Below are 20,738 nucleotides of genomic sequence, written 5' to 3'. Positions count from 1 at the left end.
TTTTTCAAATCCTTAACACACCTTTCTGCAACCCGAACTCACGCCAACGGCTGATCGGGCGGTTGTCCGCCGAAGAGCCCGATGCGTTCTCCTCCAGGTTCATCAGGTAATCCATATAAGCAGCGATCATGGCGATATTTTCCGATTCATGCTCGTCTCCGGGGTTCACCGGATGTTGCAGCTCCTCGCCATGCTTTCCGATAAACGATGTATCGTAGGTTCCATGCACAAAATCAGGTATATCCATGATCCGCCTGAGATAGCTGATATTCGTCTTCAGCCCGGTAATCTTGTATTCGTGCAAGACACGCCTCATTCGTTCGATCGCATACTCGCGGCTGGTAGCCCACACGATCAGCTTGCCGATCATCGGGTCATAATAGACCGGAATCTCATAACCTTCATAGACATAGCTGTCGATTCGCACTCCGATCCCGTTCGGTTCGGTCAGCTGGCGGATAATGCCGGGAGATGGCATGAAATTGTTGGCGGTATCTTCGGCACAGATCCGGCATTCGATAGCATGCCCACGCTGGGAGATATCTTCCTGCCGGATATGCAACGGTTCGTTGTCGGCAATACGAAGCTGCTCCTTTACCAAGTCGAGCCCCAACACCTCTTCGGTAATCGGATGCTCCACCTGCAAACGGGTGTTCATTTCGAGAAAATAAAAATTACGGTGTTTATCAACCAGGAACTCGATCGTCCCGGCACCGGAATAGTCGACGGCCTTAGCAGCCGCAACCGCCTTCTCGCCCATCTCTTTCCGCAGTTCCGGCGTAATGAACGGCGACGGACTTTCCTCGACAATTTTCTGGTTACGGCGTTGCACAGAGCATTCGCGTTCGCAGAGATGGACCACATTCCCGTAATTGTCGCCTAAAATCTGGAACTCGATATGATGTGGTCCCTCCACGTACTTTTCCAGATAAACTGTATCGTCACCAAAAGAAGAGAGCGACTCCGAGCGAGCGGCGTTGTAAGCCTCTTCCACCTCTTCTTCCTTATGGATCAGACGCATTCCCTTTCCACCGCCTCCCATCGAGGCTTTCAGCATGACCGGGAAACCGATCTCCCGGCAGACCCGGCATGCTTCTCCAACATCCTGCAAAGGCTGCTGCGTGCCAGGAACGACCGGCACGCCGGCGTCTATCATCCGCTTGCGGGCGGATATTTTATCTCCCATCGCCTCCATCGTTTCTGCCGACGGGCCGATAAAGACGATTCCTTCTTCTTTGCACCGGCGGGCAAAATCCGCATTCTCGGACAGGAAACCATATCCGGGATGAATCGCATCCACCTTGTGTTGCTTGGCTGCTCGGATGATCTTTTCGATATTCAGGTAACTATCTTTTGATGCTGCCGGTCCTATCAAGACCGCATCGTCGGCATAAAGGACATGACGTGCCGTCCGATCTGCTTCCGAAAAAACAGCCACCGACCGTATCCCCATTTCGCGACAGGAGCGCATAACCCTCACAGCTATCTCGCCCCGATTCGCAATCAGAACTTTTCTTATCATATTTATTGTATTTATGTTTCGCATCCATAGCCTAACCCACGAGGATATGAACCTTATAATGAACGGCAGGTCTTCTGACTGACTCCCATCCTGAAGCCTTCCCGACTTAATTATAACAAGTCAGTGGCGAAAGTAGTTCCAAGATGTTAAAACGGAGCTTCACAGCAGCGGGACTGTCCGGGATTTACACCCGATTCCCTTTTAATCCATATTCCCGAACGGGAAATACAGAACCGATTCGGTGGCAAATGTAAACTTTTTTTCTGATACGCTCTATTTCGACCGCCAAAATTCGGTACGGACACACGAAATATTCTGTAATCAATGGCAGCAATTACAAAATCAGCGACAGCAATTATATAATCACTGCCACTGATTACAGAATTGCTATCGCTGATTTTAGAATAAATGAAGGGATAACGATCTTTTTACCCCTTACAAAGTGAAAATCGAAAGTAACAAACGAATATATTCTACCCGACGATCCATTTGCCGCCCGGAATGAGCGAAATAACCTTGGTTGTCACGAAGCAGCAAATGAACGTGCATGTCGCAATCGCAGGAATGGCGGCAACAGTCGGTAACGGCAAGACGGACTTGAACACCGCCACCCACAGACCGAGCCAAAAGATATGCATCAGATACATCCCATAGCTGAGTTTAGAGAGTTCCAATACGAAGCGCGGAGTTTCGGGAAGTTCAATACAACTGAACATCAGGAACGTGCCGGCCGTAAGCAACACACAGTTGATGGTGCAGAAAGCCCACCCTATTTCCAGCACGGGCGTGGGGAGTATTTCTCCGGGAACGGCCTGAACATAGAACGAATATATGGTAATAGCTGCACCAATGAGCATCGAAACAATTCCGATAATAAAACGTTTGGAACGGTTCCAGGTCAGATGGACATGTATATAATGTGCGAGCACAAGATAGCCTAAGTAACCGGAGAAATACCACAGCATATGGTATTCGTTCCAAAAGCACTGTCCCCACACTTCTCCGAACCAACGGTTCAGATATGGCATACAGGTCGACAAGAGAAACAACCCGATAAAGAAACGTTCTTCTTTGACCGTCACTCTGCTCAACCAGGGCGAGATGATAGGAATAAACAGGTAAATGCTGATCAAGGGATACATAAACCATAGATGCCCGGCCAGCGTCGGGAAGTTCAGAAATATCCGCGACAGATCCTTGATCGAGGTCGCTCCATCAATCTGTCCCCACAACATCGGCAGAGTACTGTAGAGTATCATGAATATGAAAAACGGTGGTAGAATGCGGATACAACGCCGACGATAGAACTGCCACATGGTCTGCCCTTCCTTCATCGGCGCAAGAAGAAAAGCGGAGACTATTATAAACAACGGCACGGCCATACGCGAAAACCCATCGTATATGGACACCCATAGCCGGTCTGACTCATTTGCCAGAAAGGCTTGCGGTCCCACCATGTCCGTCGAACCGGGGGCACCGTAAAAGTTTTCACTGGCGTGGACGACCATAACAAGGAAACATGCGAACACGCGTACATAATCCAAAAAAACTATACGTTTCATTTTTTTGCTTAATTACTATATTAATAAGAGATTTAATTCTTTAGGCGAAGCATGCATTCATGGCGGAAATCTTCGTAATTTTCCTGATACTGCTTAATTGGCGGTAAAGATAGGAAAAAAGCCGGAAATCCTCTCAAACAGATTTGAACAACCAGGGCAACCGCACCAAAACCCGGAAATCGCATGAAATATACCAAAGAAAAAACAGAGCCTTTTTCTCTAAAAACGGCTATAAAATAGGTAAAACCGGGTGGTTTTGATTGTCCGGCAAGGCACTTTTGTTGCCGGACATCCCCATGTTGCCCCCTCTTACACCCGGATGTACCGACCCTCTACACCCGGATGTTAAGGATGGCAACATGGGGGTGTTTACGGAATTATCTGCTTGTTTCTGCTAAAAAAAGAGAGGACTTTTGTGAAATGAAGAACCGTATTTCTCCAATTTAATACCTATTATATTCGTTTTTACATTTGTTTATTCGATTATTTCATATGCTTTTTCAAAAGCGAAAGAAGGCAATACGCTGGTTTTCAATTATATGACAAAAGCACCATGTGTCAGAAGTGATAGAGGAGTGATAGAGGAAAACGTCCTGTATCACAGCCTCTAACGCTTGAATATTAATAGCCATAACCTTCGTAGTGATAGAGTGATAGAGGATTTGTGAAAACTCCGTATAGAGATCATGACCTTAGAAAATTGTGATACGGTCACCCTGTTGAACAACTAAGGCAATTACAATTTTGGTGCGTAGCCTTGATATTTCATTGCCTATTCGAATGAGATTCTATATTTTTGCGGTTTTGAATTTCACTGTACCAATACGAAATGTCAAATATCAAATCAGAAATTGATAAATGGTATGAGAACTATATAGATGAGTTGTTCGCCTATGGAATAGCCTTCGGAGTGGAAAAAGATTTTGTATTAGATGCAATACATGATCTCTTTTTGCACTTGTTTGAATCGGCTGATAAAATAGAAATTCTCGGTTCTCCGAAATCCTATCTGTTTAGTGCTCTCAAGAACAAGATAATAACATCTTTACGTAAACAGGCGAACTGGCTTAGCTTAGATGAAGAAGTCGAATACGATTTCAAAATAGAAGTTGATGCCGAAGCTTTAATGGAAGATGAAGAAGAAAGAAGAAACTATGAGAAAGAGGTTGAAAACCTATTGAATTTACTGACAAACAAGCAGCGGGAAGTCATATATTTGCGCTTTATCAAAGCACTCTCCATACAAGAAATTTCCGAAATACTTAATATCACTCCCAAAAGTGTGCGAAAAATGATCTACCGTGCCATAGAACGTATGCAACAAGGAAAAATTGAACTATTGTTTCTACTGATGTTCCTGAGATAAACAATAAAGAGGGGCAGTTTTGCCCCTCTTTAGCATTACGAATAACTTTTTGTACATTCTCACTTGTCCCAGAACGGAGCCTGAACAAGTGTCGGGTCTTTATCTATTTGATCTTGATAGATCGGATACCAATAGAATTTACGCTCGTAGACACGTTTGATATATTGCGTGCGCTTGAAGAATGCAGCATCATCATTTGGATCATCCGACAACTTCGTTCCACTGAAATTCATACCATACATAGGTTGATTCAACACTTTTTCCGCTTTCTTCCAACGACGGAGGTCTAAATAACGCAAGCCGTTTTCACAGCAAAGTTCTACGCGACGTTCATGATAGATCGCTTCGCGCACCTCATCCTGGCCGTTCAATGGAATTTTATCAAAACCATTACTATCCTTTCCGGTTCCATACTGCGGCATACCGGCACGTTCACGAATCAAGTTCAGATACTTCAAGATGTCAGGATTACCCGGATCGCACTCATTCAAAGCCTCGGCATAATTCAGATAAGCCTCGCCCAAACGGTAAAGGATACCCGGACGATACGGATGTATACCGTTACGCTGGTTTTGATCCAATGAGACTTTCTTACGGTTCAGATAACCGTTTTGCGGAGCGTCATGCGTAGGACCGCCGTCTTGTTCGTTCGACATCATTTGTACTTCACGTTCTGCCTGATGATACCACTGACGATTCCACATCACCGTCAAATAGAAACGAGGTTCACGACCGACATACATATTGTAAGTGCCGGAGGCAGCCACTTGATTATAGGTACAACCATCTGCGCCAACCGAGTCGACTGTAGCTCCCGGACAATTACGGTAAAGATTGTACTTAGTTTTACGGATATCCTTTTGCGCAGAAAAACCGCGTTCCGTATAGCCGGATTCCTTGTTGATAATCGGTTTTCCATAATTGCCATCATAACCGGTAATCGGAAGGGAACCATCCTTCATGGCGAAGGCATCGACCAATGTCTGATAGACACCCAAACCGCCGTTACCGGATGCTCCACGCGGAGTAGCATGTTTTTCAAACTCACTGAAATTACAGTCGGAACGGATGAACAGAGCTTCCGGATTCTGATCGCCGCGCAGGAAAAACACATTATAACAAGACATGAAAGGATCAATACTGCCATCGGCATTATATTCACGTACCAAATCATGACCGGCAGCATGTGCTGCTTCGATCAACTCCCGGTTAGCATCTGCGGCACGTTTCCATTTTGCAGGATCGTAAGTTTGGCTGAACCGGAATTTACCATCATAATTTTTGAAACCTGCATACCATTCGTTCCCATTTACCAACGGACTTGCAGCAAACAACAACATACGGGCACGAACCGCCAAACACATGATGGAAGTGGCACGACCATAAAATTGTGTAGATTCATTCAAGTAAGAAGCCGGAAGTTTCTTGGAAAGGTCAACCAACTGTGCATCAATCCAATCTACCATTTCATCGAAAGGCATTTGTCCACGCATCAAATTCGGATCATTCACATCTGCCAGTCCATCGAAAAAAGGAACACTTCCATAAGCTTCAATCATTTGCCAATAATAATAGGCAATCAAAAAACGACATTCATCCTTCATCCGTTCGATGTTAGCCTCACTCACCCCCTGATCCGGCAACGCGTGAGCATTTTCAATGAAAAGATAAGCCGAACGAATACGAATCGGGTTCGCACTCCAAATGGCAGCATCCCAGGTCGAACTAGTAAACCACTGTCCGATGATGAAGTTCAGTGAATTCCCCCACCATTGATACCAACGCTGCGACGGATCCAAATCATCCCCCATCGAGTCATACCCCCAAACTTTCAACAAATCCCAATAATTATCTGGAATACGATTATATACACCTGATAACCAATCCTCTGTACGAGTTCTATCATTGAAGACCATTTCCATTGTCAACGTATCATCCGGAGCATTATCCAAATAGTCCGAACAACCACACATAAAAAGACTTGAAAAAGCTATCGTTATGTATTTAAACAGTTTCATGATTCTATTTTTATAAACTTAAACTCAAATTAGAAATTAACATCAATACCGAATGAGACAGATTTCATAATCGGGTATTTCGCACCGTTCTGCGTATCAAGTTCCGGGTCCCAGAGATCAAAAGCCGAGAATGTCAATAAATTTGACCCTTTAGCATACAGGCGGATATTTTCCAATCCGATCCGACTCATCCAACGTTTGGGCAACGTATATCCGACTTCTATATCCTTCATACGCAGCATGCTCATATTACGCAGCCACCAAGTCGAATTCTGGCTGTTGTTCGTATTCGCCCCATAGCTTAGGCGCGGATAGAAAACATCTTCGCTCGGATTTTCCGGAGTCCAGCGGTCATTGTAGTTAGTCAAGACATTGCCCATTGCACCTTGTGAAGATCCGGGCAAGAAGTTCGAAGCCACACCACCGATGAAACGATGAGTCTTACCGTTTCCTTGGAAAAAGACATTGAAATCGACCTGCTTGTAACGAGCTGTCGCCCCGAAACCATAAACAATTTCCGGATTGACCGTTCCTCCCATGGCAACCTCATCCTTATTTGTGATCGATCCGTCACCGTCAATATCCACATATTTAATATCACCAGGACGCACACTGTTAAACGTATGCGACGGAATACCTTCTTTCAACACCAGATCCCCTTTATCATTAGTAACAAAATCATCTTCCGTAAAGAGCCCGTCTGCCACTAACCCGAACAGTTCGTTCACAGAATGTCCCGTCCGCTGGCGGTTCGTTCCCATAACACCGAGCGCTTCATCCATTTCGACAATCGTATTGTGAGCATATGTAAACGTACCTCTAAAACCGATATGCAAATCTTTTGTAATCTGTTGGTTGTAAGTCAGCGACAAATCCACACCGATATTATCCACCTTACCATAGTTTGCCCACGGCGTTTTACGGAATCCGGCTGCCGACGGAATGTTGTTACGCTGCATAAAGATGTCCCGACGCTGCTCTTTAAACCAGTCCACTTGCAAATCCAAGGCATTCCATAAACCTATTTCGGTTCCGACATTCAGTTTCTCAACCGTTTCCCAAGTCAGATTCATCACCCCAAATTCTCCTTCAAAACGGGAAGCACGGTTATAATCGTTGTTGACTCCCCATTTATAACTGCCATCCGTATCAATGGTCGGCAAAAAGGCAAAACGACGGCCATCCAACTGGTCATTACCGGTCAACCCCCAAGAAGCACGGAATTTGATCTTAGAAAAAGTATCTTTGTATTTCTCCATGAATTTTTCCTCTGAGAGCATATAGCCGACAGCCACAGAGGGGAAGAAACCAAAGCGGTTCCCTTTCGTGAAGTTTTCGGAGCCGTTATATCCAAAGTTAAATTCGGCAATGTAGCGATTGTCATACGTATAGGAAGCACGTCCGGCGATACCCATGCGGCGGAAAGGGACGACATTGCCGTCCTGATAGTCGCGTTGGTTATAAAGAAACATGGCGTTGACGGCATGTTTCCCATCAAACGTACGATCGTACGTGATATTTCCTTCCAAGTAAGTAGCCTTATTACCCCATTCGCCTTTGTTTTCCGTATCGAGGAACTCCTGTCCGTCCGTTCCGACACTCAGCAGTAAGTTACCCTCCTCATCACGGCCCGTAGCCGGATTGTAGTAGGTTGGTGTGCGATGCCGTTTCACCCACGACTTCGAATAGCGGTCAAAAGAAAACAGACCTTTGAATTTCAAACCGGGAGTAATAAATTTCAGATCTTGTTCAACCGAGAACAATGATTCAACTTTGGAACTGGATGTTGTCTGATAACCATGTTGTGTTGCTTCTGCCCATGGATTAGTTCGTTCCCGGACACGTACATCACGTCCCTCTGAATATTGGATCGGATGAACGAATGGAGGCGTTTCAAATGCATGATTCCAGACATCCTGTCCACTGACAGCCATACCGTTCTGTTCTTGCAGGTAACCACCGATACTAATGCCCACAACAGTCGTCTTCGTCACATTGATATCCACATTCGAACGAATATTATATTTGTTCAAGCGTGTAGACGAATCCCAATCCTTACTTTCATCCCGAACAAAGATGCCTCGTTCACCATAATACGATGCGACCAACGCATAACGAAGGATATCGCTACCACCGGTAATAGTCAAATCTCCACGCGTATTGGAAGCCATGTCTTTCGATACGGCATCCAACCAATTGACATTCGGATATAACTCCGGATCTACATTATTACGGTAGTTGTTGATCATTTCCTCTCCATAAAGCGGATTCGGATTACCGGCATCCATATACAATTCATCCATCAAGGAAAGATAATCTACCGAACCGATATAATCAGGCAACTGTGTCGGCTTGGTAAAACCTTGTTCCAAATGGAAATTGACTTTCGGTTTCCCCAATTGACCTCTCTTCGTTTTCACAAGGATGACACCGTTTGCACCTCGTACGCCATATACAGCACTAGCCGCTGCATCCTTTAGTACGGAAAACGATTCGATTTCGGCAGCCGACAAGTCATCCAGCGTACGCTCAATCCCATCGACCAACACCAATGGCGAAACACCAGTCCCCTTAAAAGAAGAGATACCGCGAATCCAAAAATCCGAACCATCAGATCCCGGTTCACCATTACGTTGTACGGCAATCACACCAGCCAATTGTCCTGCCAGATTGTTAGACACGGCACGGGTAGTCCCTTGTTGTAACTGAGCAGGCTCTATCGCTGTGATAGAACCGACTACAGAAGCTCTTTTCTGAGAGCCATAGCCGACAACCACCACTTCATCAAGGCTATTAGACTCTTCTGACATATTGACATTGATATTGATTTGTCCACCAACCTTCACTTCTTGCGATTCAAAGCCGATATAACTGAAGACTAGCACTGCATTCTTATCGGGAACGCTGATAAAATAATTTCCATCGATATCCGTCGTCGTACCGATAGTCGTACCTTTGACCAATACGTTGACTCCGGGCAAAGGTTCCTGTTGGGCATCCCTGACAGTTCCGTTGATTGATATTTTTTTCTCTTGCTGCGTTTTTTCCTCTTTCCTGATAATCATCACCTGCCTGTCGTTAAGGAAATACGTCAGATTCGTACCATCCAAAACTTCCGATAAGATTCGGTCAATGGTTTTATTCTTAATATTCACATCGACATTCCGGTATAATTCCGCACGAACTGCATCAGAATAAAAGAAACGATATTCACTATTTTTCTCAACAGATGCAAAAACATCACTGATCGTTGCGTTGGATAATTCCAATGACAAACGCGTAGACTGCGCATATGATTGTTCAGCCCAAAGTACAGGGCTAGGAATCAAAAATAAATTTGCGACTACGCATGCTGTGTACAAATTTCTTTTTAATTTTTGATATTTCATGATAGCATAAATTATTAAAAAAAATCACATGATTCATATTACCAAATACTTGGTTTCAATTAAACTTCACTTTGTATGTTTTCTCATAGGCTTTTTATTATTTATGAACATATTCTATTTTTATTACTTCATCCCGATGGCTAAAAGAAATAGAGAGAGTCCGTTGAAGTGTCTGCAAGACTTGGTCAATGTCATCAAACAAGACCAAATTACCCGAGCACTTTATCTGCCCAATCTCCATAGGGCAGTCAAAACGGACACGATAATAGCGTGATAAGCTGTTCAACACCTTTTGTAAACTTTTCTCATGAAATTGAAGTACACCATCTATCCATGAGATATAATCATAAACATCAACGTCCTTGACGGTCATTTCTTCTTTTTCAACCATCAGACATTGGTTAGGTTGAATTGTCTGTCCATTTCCCTGGTTATTCTTAACAAAGACGCTTCCTTCTTTTAATACGACAGTCTGGAAAATTTCGTCATCATACGCAGTAATCCCGAAAGAAGTACCTAAAACCTGTACTTCCATTTGATTCGTTTTAACATAAAAAGGCCATTGGGGATGTTTGGCTACTTCAATATAGATTTCCCCGTTCACATAGAGCACTCTTTTCTCTTTCTCGAATGTTTCAGGAAACTGCAATACCGTTCCTGAATTAATCCATACTTTTGTCCCATCAGACAAGATCAATGAAGATCGTCGCCCATTTGGGACACTCAACATGTTCAGATGTTCGTCTTCTTTTTCCTGCTCAGAATGTTGCTTTCGATCAATTGATTTTATTTCTATTTCAGCAACTTGTACATTACCCTTTTTATCGACTGAAATTGTAGAATTATCCGTAACCTGGATTTTTTCCTTTGACAAATGAAGTTCAACTTCTTTTTGTTCCGGATCCACTTTGACATCAGCTAAGACCGAAGTGCTCAATTCCACATTCGACACTTCTTGATACTGCAAGTATAAAGATCCCAAAAAACAGAATATCAACAAGCAAGCAGCCGCAGACAGCCAACTTAACCTAATATATTTAGGCTTACGGTGTTTCTCGTAATTATCCAGAATTCTTTTTTTCAATGCAGTCTTTTCCGCAAAGGCAAGTTGTACGTGGTTGAATTTAAGTCGGCAAACCTTCTCTCTAGCCAACATCAAAGTCTCCGCTTCTTCAGGATAAAGTGACAAATAATTCTCCTTCCATTGTTTATCCGATTCCTCTGTAGGAAACAGACACCAAAGAATAAAAGATTTGTCATGTAACAATTGGTCTATATTTTTTCTATGTCGCAGTTCTTCCACTTTGAGTTTGTTTTACCAAAAGACAAAAGAACGCCCCAAATGACCCCATCTTATTCGTTAAACACTGTTAACGATCAATTTTTCTTTTATCTTGACATAGTTCTCCCAAAATTTCGTCTATTCTTTTACAATCTACAACAACATAAAGAACCCGCGTATGGACGCCTGAATCGAAAGTTTAAATAAGAAGGAAATGAAATAACGAACAGGCGTCCATAAAGGAAAATCAAAAACTGAACTTTGCCCCCGCATAGTAGGTGCGGGGAGTTCCCGGACCGTAAATGTAGCCGGAGTCACGGGTTGCCCCTTTGTCGAAGTCATTCTGATAGGAATCGAACAGGTTCTGGATACCCAGGTTAAGTTGCAAGGTCATGGCTGCCGTCAACCTGAAATCATAGCTCAACTTGACTCCCAATTCAAAGAAATCCGGACTCTTCACCAAAACATCCGCCGTCCCATTCACTTCAGACATCAGATGAGGTACATACATTCGCCCGGTATAATTACCGTTAAACGCTATTGTAAACGGTTTTACCGGTGTATAGGATGCAGTGAAATAACCGTACAGATTCGGAGTACGCAAAATTTTATCGCTATACCGCTCCGCATCCGTCAAATGTTCCTTATCTGCGCTCCATTCCTCTGGTTCGTCATATAAACTCCGTTGTACCGTTATACCTGCCTGTATCTGTACTTTATTCCTCCAGACAATCTTTCCCTCCAGCGTAGAACCGTACACCTTTGCCCCCGAACCGTTGCTGCGAGTCTGCACCAGCGAACCATTTTCCGATTCTACAGGGGCTGACAAGACAAACGGGTCACTCAATTTCGTATAGAATCCTTCCAGTAACATATTTACCTGGAAATCTCCAAAATAATGATACCAGTCGACAGACCCGTTCACGCTCCGCGAACGCTCTTCCTTCAGATTCGGATCCCGCACGATCGAGACGCGCGCACCTCCGACATTACTGATATGCAAATCTTCGTCAAAGGCCTGCGGGGCACGGAAACCTTCGGCATAGCTCAACCGGAGATTGACGTCGGCTGTCGGATTATAGCGCACATTGGCACGTGGACTGAAAACAGCCTTATCCATAATGCTGTTTTTATCGACACGCCCACCGATAAGGAAGCTCCATTTATCATTTTTCCACTCGTTCTGTGCATAGGCGCTCCATACGTTTATGATCTGATGCAAGGATGCCGGCGTATATTTTTCGATCAGTTCCTGCAAATGCTGTCCGGTAGCCGTCGGATCTTCCGCCAGGGCCGCTTCCCGGTACTTCTGCTTGTCGGTGGCACGATCGTCCAGATCGTCGTGACTGAACTCGATACCTCCCGTCAGATCGGCAGGCATGAAGAGGCATTTGTCAAAACTGTAGATATACTGCGCTCCCATCACTCCTGTGAAATCCGTCGTCCGGCCATATGCGCTGTAATAACTGTCACGGTGGATATGCTGTCCGGACGCATAGAAGCTGAGGTTATGTTTCTGGTTCGGAGTAAAAAGATTAAACTTTAGGCTTCCCGTATTAATCGAATGTTGTAACTGTTCGACAAGCCCGGCCTCACCTGTTCCGTTGAGCTCGGGGTCTTCGGCGATATGCGGCGGAAGTTTCATTCCACTACCGCCTCTACGATATTCTTCCATATGATGGTATTCAATATTCAATTTGGAGTAGGCACTGGTCTTATAGAAGCCGTTGAAACCAATCGTCTGATTTTTCAGCTTTGGAAGCTCGGAAAAGCCGTCTCCATTCGAATCCCAGGCCGAACGATAGCGGTTTTGCCCATAGATATAAGCTCCCATCTTATTGTCAGACGATACCCACGAGAGGTTGAGGGTCGTATTGTTATCATACGCTCCAGATCCGTCCAGATTAGAAATCGTATGTCCAAAGGAACCGGAATTGCGAATGGGCTCTTTCGTTATGATATTGATTGTTCCGGCGATAGCCGACGAACCGAACAAAGCAGATCCTCCGCCCCGTATCACTTCGACCCGTTCGATCATATTGGCCGGAATTTGTTCCAATCCGTACACGCCAGCCAATGCAGAGAAGATAGGACGGGAATCAATCAATATCTGTGTATATTTTCCTTCCATACCGTTGATGCGGACTTGCGAGTAACCACAGTTCTGGCAATCGTTTTCGACCCGGACGCCCGGTTGGAAAACCAGCCCTTGTGCTAAAGTCGTGGAGTTGGTCTTTTCGAACACGGTCGGGCTGAGTACCTTCACCAGGGTAGGCGCCAGACGGCGTTTCGTCTCGTTGCGGTTGGCAGAGACGACCACTCCTTCGAGCGATATCAAATCTTCTTCAAGCTCAAAATTCAGTTCCTGCGTCTTCCCTTTTCCGGTCGTTACTTTTTTCGTAACTGTCTTGAAGCCGACAAAAGAGACTTCGATCGTAAACTCTCCTTCGGGGAGATTTTTTAACATATAATGCCCGGAGTCATCGGTCACGGAACCGATCGTCGTTCCTTTCAGGATGATCGTTATTCCCGGCAAATGTTCACCGGTCGCCTTATCCACGACATGCCCAAAAATATTGGCATCCGTAGGGCTCGTCACTTCTTTATCATTTTTATAGGTGTTTGCCATTATTGCCGAAACGGCATAGCAAAGGCATAGGAAAAGTATATAAATTTTGTTCATTGAGATGTCTTTTAAAAATTAATAATATAGGAAGTGGTAGGTATACAGAACCGCCTTGTTCCCACGTTAGACGCGAGATCACATAAAAGCCGGCCATAAAAACATCTGGTTGATAAGGCATGTTCTTTTACGGTCTCGCCGCAAGATGCAGGGACAAGTAGATTTTTGTACCGTCATTAATTATTAAAAAAGACAAATGGTGGCGCACGAAGCGAAACCTTCCCCAGGACGGGACGAAGGTGATCCGGATAAACCGGACAGGTGGATAAAACACAAAATGTTGCAAGAAACGCAGCAATCAGCACTTGTGCAAAAGCAGCACCGCTGATTTGAATAGTCGAAAGTTGGTGCAGCAACTGAAACTCGGCGTAGTTATGTTCTTTCTTGGGAGTCCCGTCGTCATTTTTCTGATAGGGATGGGAGTGGACGATCGTCACCCCGTTCACTATATGAACGTGGGTAAAAGCTATCAGGCATCCCAAATACGATATGAAAAGTAATGGGAGCGCAATCCTTAAATATTTCCTTAATCCTTCCATTTATCGAGAACTATAGACATAACAGCCATTTAGGTGACAAAGTTCGCAAATTTAACGATAATATCCAATCCCTATTTACAGGTAAAACAGACCTCCATACTACCTACATATAGTCATTTTCAGGATCGAGTTATCGGTAGAATACATTCAAATAAAAAAGGCCTCTCTCACGAGAAGCCTTCTTCGATTTTAGTTTCGTTGTCTATGCAAATTAGCAATTATGATTATATCTGATTATTTTAAATTGAGGCAAAGATAGAAGGTGGAAAAGAAATATAAAATCACCATAAATAACTATTCAGCAGACTGTAAATACCTACAAATAGGTAACTTCATATTCCTTTTCTCGCAGCAATCGAAGTGATGGTTAGCCTTTCAGTTTCAACAAAAATTTCGCTCTGTCGACAATATAGCGGATATGCGTGCCTTCGCCGATCACATCTGCCGAATCCCTGGCAACCAACGAGAAGGTCAACTTTCGCCCTTCCACCTCAACCAGCGTCGCTTCCGCATGCACTTCCTCACCTTCACCGGAAGGACGAACATGTATCATGTCCATTTTAGCACCGACAGTAGTCGCCCCTTCGGGGAGTTCAGCCGCTACGGCCAACATTGCCGCATTTTCCATCAATGCTACCAAAGCCGGCGTTGCCAATACAGGCAAATCTCCCGATCCCATCGTCAATGCGAAATTATCCGGCTGCACGACAGTCCGGCTGATATGTTTCAATCCTTTTTCCAACATAGTCACTTCATTTTTAATCGTTCCACATTCTGTTATTCTTTCACGGAGTCTAACGAATCCGGCGCCAAAAATAATGAATTTGTTTTTTAATCCGTTTTTTGTACAGACAGACTTTTTTCATACCTTTGCCACAGTTTTGGTTTCACGGCTCCCAACCGCTACGGGAGGCGTGATGAAAAGGGAATCAGGTGCGAATCCTGAACAGACCCGCTGCTGTAAGTTCCTCTCCAAATCTTTGAATACGCTACAAGCCACTGTCCGTCACCGGATGGGAAGGCATTCAAAGACGGAACAAGTCAGAAGACCTGCCAAAACAAACATAGTTTTAAAGCTTTCGGGAAATAAAGCTACAAAACATCGAGTCAAGTCATTCTTTATCCCCTTACATAAAGATATCATTTCTCCTTGTGTGTATTCCCTTAAGCAAGTCATGAACACTATATCAAGGATTAAAATGAAAGTCTTTGTACATGTATTCCTTTTGCTTGTCTGCCTGTTGCAACTAAGTCTGACGGCACAAAACAAAATTACGCTCTCCGGGAAAGTCACCGATCAGCAAGGTACGCCCCTGTCGTTGATAACGATCGCCGTCGAAAACACGGTCTCCGGCACTTATACGGATGACAGTGGGCTTTATTCCCTACAAGTATCCCCTGGCAAACACACATTCGTCGTATCCTCCTTAGGATACCAAACGATCAAAACCTCACTCGACCTTCATCACAACAAAACCCTCGACTTCAAACTGGAAGAAAGTTCCGTAAGCATAAGTCCAGTGGAGGTGTATGGGAAAACACAATCACAACAGGTAAGAGAAAGCGCACTTTCGGTTAATGCTCTTGACGTTAAGCCTGTCATTAATTCACTTAATAGCCTGAATGAATTAGTGAATCGTACAAGCGGTGTCAAAATACGCGAAGAGGGAGGCGTAGGTTCCGATTTCGACCTCTCGATCAACGGTCTGTCAGGTAATTCCGTCCGCTATTTCATAGACGGTGTTCCCTTGGATAGCAAAGGGAGCTATGTGACGCTCGCCAATCTGCCCGTCAACCTGATTGACCGAGTGGAAATCTATAAAGGCGTAGTACCAGCCTCATTGGGGACGGATGCATTAGGCGGAGCTGTCAACATTATCACCCAGGCAGAAAAGAAAAGTTTCATGGACGCTTCTTATAGCATCGGTTCCTTCCATACACATCGTGCCAACCTGAACGCACAGTTTATGGAACGGCACACCGGATTGGTCGTGCGTCCTGCCATCGGTATCAGCTATTCGAAAAACGACTACCGGATGAAAGACGTGCAGATGCGCAATGAGACAGGTGATCAATTCATCTACGGCAACCCAAAACGTTTCCATGACGGCTATTTTTCGCTATTGGCACAGATAGAAGCTGGAATCACAGGTAAGTTTTGGGCTGACGAACTTTTCGTTTCCGCTTCCTACTCCAAAACAGACAAGGAACTGCAGACCGGATCCATACAAACCAAAGTTTATGGTATGGCGGAACGTAATTCGGATGCATGGAACGTATCGGTTCGTTATAACAAATATAATTTCATGACCGAAGGCATGACATTGAAAGCAACTTTGTCACATACATGGGATCATTCCATTACTATCGATACAGCTTATCGGAAATATTATTGGGATGGAGGCTATATCGTGAGTCAACGCAACGAAATCAGAGGTAATGAACCTTCTATACGTCATTACAAACGCCCTCTGACTATCGTGCGTGTCAATTTGGATTACCAACTGGACGGACATCACGGTCTTAACCTGAATTATCATATGAACCGGACCGGAAATGATCGCTATGATGATTTGGACCAAAGTTTCGAACCATCAAACGATGCAGTTACCAAACATATCATCGGACTGACCTACAGCCAGTCGTTTTTTGATGGGAAAATGCAGAATGTATTCTTTGCCAAAGATTATGTGAATCACCCGAATATCCGGCAGACCGACCAGTCCACCGTGACGGGATCGGACAAAGTGCAAGGTTCTACTACCAAAAATTACTTTGGATATGGTACCGGACTGCGCTATATGTTCTTCGACCCATTAGCGGTAAAGGTTTCTTATGAACACAGCGTACGCTTGCCCATCGCCCGTGAATTGTTAGGCAACGGAACCACCATTTATGCAAATGTAGCGCTGAAACCAGAAAAAAGCAACAACGTCAATCTCGCCTTGTTCGGCACATGGCATCCTGCCGGCAGACATACTATCTATTACGAGGCAAACGGATTCCTACGTTATGTGGACAATTATATTCAAACCTCCGTCATTGAAAAAGAGGGTATGATGCAGTTTGTCAATGATCCAGCCGTCCATATCAAAGGCGTAGAAGGGGAAATTCGTTATGATTGGGACGGTCGATTACAACTCATGGCCAACGTCAGCTATCAAGACGCCCGTGACCAACAAAAATACAAAGAAGACGGCAAACCATCCGCCACATACGACAACCACGTACCCAACCGTCCCTGGCTATTCGGCAACGCGGAGGCGAGTTATACGTTCCACAACCTCCTACTACATGACAACAAGCTACGTTTAGGCTGTACATTCCAGTGGGTACATTGGTATTTCCTGACATGGGAAGCCTATGGCAACCGCGATACCAAAGCCCGTATACCCTCACAGCATATCTGCAATGCCAATATCACCTATTCATGGAAACACGACAGCTACAACATCTCACTGGAATGTTCTAATTTCCTCGACGAAACAGCTTATGACAACTATAAACTGCAAAAACCCGGACGCGCATTCTTTGCAAAATTCAGAGTATTTATCAATTAACATTCATATTTAAAAACAAGAAAAAAATGAAGAAGTTCAAATTTGCATTACTCACCTTCATGACAGCCCTGATCTCACTTAGTTTCACGGCTTGTTCTGATGACGATGATTTGAAAAACGTGTCTGTGACCGGTGTCACGATCACTCCTACCACATTAACACTAAAAACAGGAACTACAGGAACACTGACTGCGACTGTCGTTCCTGAAAATGCAGCTGTTACAACTGTCGCTTGGAGCAGTTCGGACACGAATATCGCTACAATAGAAAATGGTATTGTAACAGCAATTTCCGAAGGTTCGACTACAATCAAGGTAAAAACGGACGACGGTGGATTCACTGCCACTTGTGAAGTGACTGTAACCAACGATGCACCTGCCTTCGACGAAAGCAAGTATCATTTCGACCTGTTTCTGACCGTAGGAAAACATGGCGGCATGAGCAGCAAGAACACGACGGTTGTCAACAGCGTCAATAAACTGACAGCCGATATGGGGACTATCACTGTTAAAGGTGAAGGAACCGAATTGGGAGACTACTCGATGGAAAGCATCTCGAAAGGGAAATATTACTATCAGATCCCTTCAAGCAACGACCGTTTCGTAAAATATCAGATCAAAGATAACAAAGTAATAGAATGTGCATCATCTCCCTTTAAGACAAATACATACAAAGTACGCTCCTACACCCATGCCTGGATAGATGACAACACGCTTGTTGTCATGGCTGCCAACGGCGATGCAAGCAAGGTCATCTGGAGTAAGCTGAACACCGATAATATGTCGATTCTGGCAGAAGGCACACTGGACATCCTACTACCGGAATCAGAGGTTACAGGAGAAGAAACAAAGAAATTCACCACATCGGGCATCCTTACCTATAATGAAAAAACGGGAAAACTGTTCTATTTCTATTACGGGAAGAACGGTCTTTCAGGAAAGAGCGGCAAAACCACTACTGCTTTTTATACAGCAGTGCTCGATCCTGTCACTCTGGCGGTAGAAAGCAACAAGCGCAACTCGCTTGCCCGAGAAATGGCGGGAAGTGCCTACGGCGAATTGATGCAAGACTGCGTAATGTATGATGAAAGCGGTAACCTCTACCTCGCCGCAATCACCGAAAAGGGCGATTTGGAACAAGGACACCTGTTGCGTATCAACAATGGTGAAATCGATTTCGACGCCACTTACGAAGGATATCCGAATGCAGACGGTAAATTGCTCACCATCCAGTATTTGGGAAACGGCAAAGCTCTAGCTTATGCACGCAACGATGCTGCTGGTACAGCAATTGACAGTTACAGCCATTATTATTCTATCATCGATCTTACTACAGGCGAAAGGACACGTTTGAGCTATGAAGGAAAAGAACTCGCTTACAGTGGCGGCCGTTTCTCACAGCGTTCTGTCGTCTTCAACGAGAAAGCTTATTTCGGTGTGAACACTGAAGCCGACACTAATGCCATCATCTACATCTACGATACAAAGACAGGAGTTGTAGAAAAGGGAGCAGAAGTAGCCGGCGAATTCTACTTCGACATGATCCGTGTGATAGAAAACGATTGATCCGTTCCTAATCTGCCTGTATCTATTTAAATAAAAAGGTTGTGCGGGAACAAGACTGTTTCGGCACAACCTCTTTCACCAGAATTGATTAGTTTCGAGGGCTTGTTAGCAGGGATATCGCTCCTCATCACGATTCTTTCCGACAAATAAATCATTCTGCCCTTTACATTCATACCTAAAAATAGGTAGGACTTTTTTCATCTATCCGCCCAAAAGATACATTCCGAAGCAATACCCGATAAACAGGCCGACAAAGCATTGATGCCAGAGAACCTTTCATTTCTAACTCTTATGTTGATCAGCCTCTTTTGGATAGCTATCATATTTATCCCAATCATCCTAATCCGAAAGAAAGCCCTCAAAAAGGACTGGAAAAGGAAATAACGGCATTGATAAAAACAATACTACAACAAGCGGAGGATCTTATCATGTATCACCCCGTTACTCGCCATCACCTGCTCGGCAGAAGGCCAAGTGTCGCCACCGGCAAAGTCTGACAGCCTGCCACCCGCCTGCATCAGGATCAAGCCGCCTGCCGCAACATCCCACGGGCCGAGATGTCCTTCTATCCGAGCATCGAATCGCCCACAGGCGACGTAACAGAGCTCGGCCGCAGCAGATCCCAACAGCCTCGTCCCCCCGGCATAACCATACAAACGGTCCACCAGCTTTTGGGCGACCGGACGATAGTGGTCGGAATCATAGGGGAAACCAAGCGCAACAAAAGCCTTATCCAAAACAGCTACATCCGTTACCCGTATTTCTTTACCGTCCAGATAAGCCTTACTTCCTTTCCAAGCATAAAAACATTCATTGCGACAGACCTCATATACAACACCTAACAACAGTTCTTCCCTATCCCGCAAGGCAATACTGACACTGTAAGGAGCCATATCATGGATATAGTTGGAGGTTCCGTCGAGCGGATCGATCACCCAACAATACTCCTCGTCCGTCAGGCTTCCCGAACCCTCTTCGGCAATAAACCCTGCTTCGGGAAGCAATGTCGAAAGTTGTTCGACCAGACGCCGTTCGGATTCTTTATCCACATACGAGACATAATTGTGTGCACTCTTTTCCTCCACCCGCTCCCGATCGAACTTTTGCCGTTCATCACGCAGAAATGCACCGGCTTTACGGGCTATTTGCCGTACTTCCGCACAAAGGTATTCCAGGTCCGATATTCCAATCATCGTTTAATCTTTTTATGTTCAGCCTTAATATAACGGCTCCAAGCAGTTATTATTACCGT

General features: G+C 44.7%; 12 protein-coding genes and 2 riboswitches. Of the genes, 3 read left to right on the top strand and 9 right to left on the bottom strand.

What is annotated here, in order from left to right:
• Window positions 1-4 precede the first annotated feature (4 nt).
• Window positions 5-1,522: an acetyl-CoA carboxylase biotin carboxylase subunit gene (gene accC / locus KTG12_RS13775; RefSeq protein ID WP_138273129.1), complete on the bottom strand. Its 1,518-nt coding sequence runs from the start codon at window positions 1,520-1,522 to the stop codon at window positions 5-7.
• A gap of 46 nt (window positions 1,523-1,568) precedes the next feature.
• A riboswitch (cobalamin riboswitch) is annotated at window positions 1,569-1,775 on the bottom strand.
• Window positions 1,776-1,995: 220 nt separating this feature from the next.
• Window positions 1,996-3,084 carry an acyltransferase gene (locus KTG12_RS13770; RefSeq protein ID WP_005633020.1) on the bottom strand — a complete coding sequence of 363 codons (1,089 nt, stop codon included), beginning with the start codon at window positions 3,082-3,084 and terminating at the stop codon, window positions 1,996-1,998.
• 829 nt (window positions 3,085-3,913) lie between these two features.
• On the opposite strand from KTG12_RS13770, the gene KTG12_RS13765 reads away from it, so the two are divergent.
• On the top strand, window positions 3,914-4,450 hold the full coding sequence (locus tag KTG12_RS13765) for an RNA polymerase sigma factor (RefSeq protein WP_005650715.1): 537 nt from the start codon (window positions 3,914-3,916) through the stop codon (window positions 4,448-4,450).
• A gap of 59 nt (window positions 4,451-4,509) precedes the next feature.
• Here the strand turns inward: KTG12_RS13765 and KTG12_RS13760 are convergent, their stop codons facing one another.
• The 6 genes from KTG12_RS13760 to KTG12_RS13735 form a co-directional block, all read right to left on the bottom strand.
• Window positions 4,510-6,468 carry a RagB/SusD family nutrient uptake outer membrane protein gene (locus KTG12_RS13760; RefSeq protein WP_155144154.1) on the bottom strand — a complete coding sequence of 653 codons (1,959 nt, stop codon included), beginning with the start codon at window positions 6,466-6,468 and terminating at the stop codon, window positions 4,510-4,512.
• Between the two features lie 29 nt (window positions 6,469-6,497).
• Window positions 6,498-9,857, bottom strand: coding sequence for a TonB-dependent receptor (locus tag KTG12_RS13755; RefSeq protein ID WP_005633011.1), 3,360 nt, complete (start codon window positions 9,855-9,857; stop codon window positions 6,498-6,500).
• A gap of 97 nt (window positions 9,858-9,954) precedes the next feature.
• On the bottom strand, window positions 9,955-11,160 hold the full coding sequence (locus tag KTG12_RS13750; RefSeq protein ID WP_022321356.1) for a FecR family protein: 1,206 nt from the start codon (window positions 11,158-11,160) through the stop codon (window positions 9,955-9,957).
• Window positions 11,161-11,386: 226 nt separating this feature from the next.
• Window positions 11,387-13,822: a TonB-dependent receptor gene (locus tag KTG12_RS13745; RefSeq protein ID WP_022321357.1), complete on the bottom strand. Its 2,436-nt coding sequence runs from the start codon at window positions 13,820-13,822 to the stop codon at window positions 11,387-11,389.
• Window positions 13,823-13,998: 176 nt separating this feature from the next.
• The gene (locus tag KTG12_RS13740) at window positions 13,999-14,361 is read right to left on the bottom strand and encodes a hypothetical protein (RefSeq protein ID WP_005633128.1); all 363 of its coding nucleotides are present in this window, start codon (window positions 14,359-14,361) and stop codon (window positions 13,999-14,001) included.
• A gap of 367 nt (window positions 14,362-14,728) precedes the next feature.
• The gene (locus tag KTG12_RS13735; protein WP_138273127.1) at window positions 14,729-15,106 is read right to left on the bottom strand and encodes a thioesterase family protein; all 378 of its coding nucleotides are present in this window, start codon (window positions 15,104-15,106) and stop codon (window positions 14,729-14,731) included.
• Window positions 15,107-15,226: 120 nt separating this feature from the next.
• A riboswitch (cobalamin riboswitch) is annotated at window positions 15,227-15,434 on the top strand.
• Window positions 15,435-15,560: 126 nt separating this feature from the next.
• On the opposite strand from KTG12_RS13735, the gene KTG12_RS13730 reads away from it, so the two are divergent.
• Together KTG12_RS13730 and KTG12_RS13725 are read left to right on the top strand one after the other, a co-directional pair.
• Window positions 15,561-17,921: a TonB-dependent receptor gene (locus KTG12_RS13730; RefSeq protein WP_138273126.1), complete on the top strand. Its 2,361-nt coding sequence runs from the start codon at window positions 15,561-15,563 to the stop codon at window positions 17,919-17,921.
• 26 nt (window positions 17,922-17,947) lie between these two features.
• The gene (locus KTG12_RS13725) at window positions 17,948-19,486 is read left to right on the top strand and encodes an Ig-like domain-containing protein (protein ID WP_138273125.1); all 1,539 of its coding nucleotides are present in this window, start codon (window positions 17,948-17,950) and stop codon (window positions 19,484-19,486) included.
• Between the two features lie 404 nt (window positions 19,487-19,890).
• On the opposite strand, the gene KTG12_RS13720 is transcribed toward KTG12_RS13725, so the two are convergent.
• On the bottom strand, window positions 19,891-20,679 hold the full coding sequence (locus KTG12_RS13720) for an inositol monophosphatase family protein (RefSeq protein WP_005633122.1): 789 nt from the start codon (window positions 20,677-20,679) through the stop codon (window positions 19,891-19,893).
• Window positions 20,680-20,738 lie beyond the last annotated feature (59 nt).

Source organism: Parabacteroides sp. MSK.9.14, assembly GCF_019041495.1.
GTDB classification, from domain to species: Bacteria; Bacteroidota; Bacteroidia; order Bacteroidales; family Tannerellaceae; genus Parabacteroides; species Parabacteroides merdae.
Note: the sequence above shows the minus strand (reverse complement) of the source record. Positions and strands in the feature narration are given on the sequence as shown.

Excerpts from the sequence above, each read along its gene's own strand:
- KTG12_RS13745 (WP_022321357.1), bottom strand. The coding sequence starts at position 13,822 with ATGAACAAAATTTATATACTTTTCCTATGCCTTTGCTATGCCGTTTCG.
- KTG12_RS13765 (WP_005650715.1), top strand. The coding sequence starts at position 3,914 with ATGTCAAATATCAAATCAGAAATTGATAAATGGTATGAGAACTATATA.
- KTG12_RS13755 (WP_005633011.1), bottom strand. The coding sequence starts at position 9,857 with ATGAAATATCAAAAATTAAAAAGAAATTTGTACACAGCATGCGTAGTC.
- accC (WP_138273129.1), bottom strand. The coding sequence starts at position 1,522 with ATGATAAGAAAAGTTCTGATTGCGAATCGGGGCGAGATAGCTGTGAGG.
- KTG12_RS13760 (WP_155144154.1), bottom strand. The coding sequence starts at position 6,468 with ATGAAACTGTTTAAATACATAACGATAGCTTTTTCAAGTCTTTTTATG.
- KTG12_RS13735 (WP_138273127.1), bottom strand. The coding sequence starts at position 15,106 with ATGTTGGAAAAAGGATTGAAACATATCAGCCGGACTGTCGTGCAGCCG.
- KTG12_RS13740 (WP_005633128.1), bottom strand. The coding sequence starts at position 14,361 with ATGGAAGGATTAAGGAAATATTTAAGGATTGCGCTCCCATTACTTTTC.
- KTG12_RS13725 (WP_138273125.1), top strand. The coding sequence starts at position 17,948 with ATGAAGAAGTTCAAATTTGCATTACTCACCTTCATGACAGCCCTGATC.
- KTG12_RS13770 (WP_005633020.1), bottom strand. The coding sequence starts at position 3,084 with ATGAAACGTATAGTTTTTTTGGATTATGTACGCGTGTTCGCATGTTTC.
- KTG12_RS13720 (WP_005633122.1), bottom strand. The coding sequence starts at position 20,679 with ATGATTGGAATATCGGACCTGGAATACCTTTGTGCGGAAGTACGGCAA.
- KTG12_RS13730 (WP_138273126.1), top strand. The coding sequence starts at position 15,561 with ATGAAAGTCTTTGTACATGTATTCCTTTTGCTTGTCTGCCTGTTGCAA.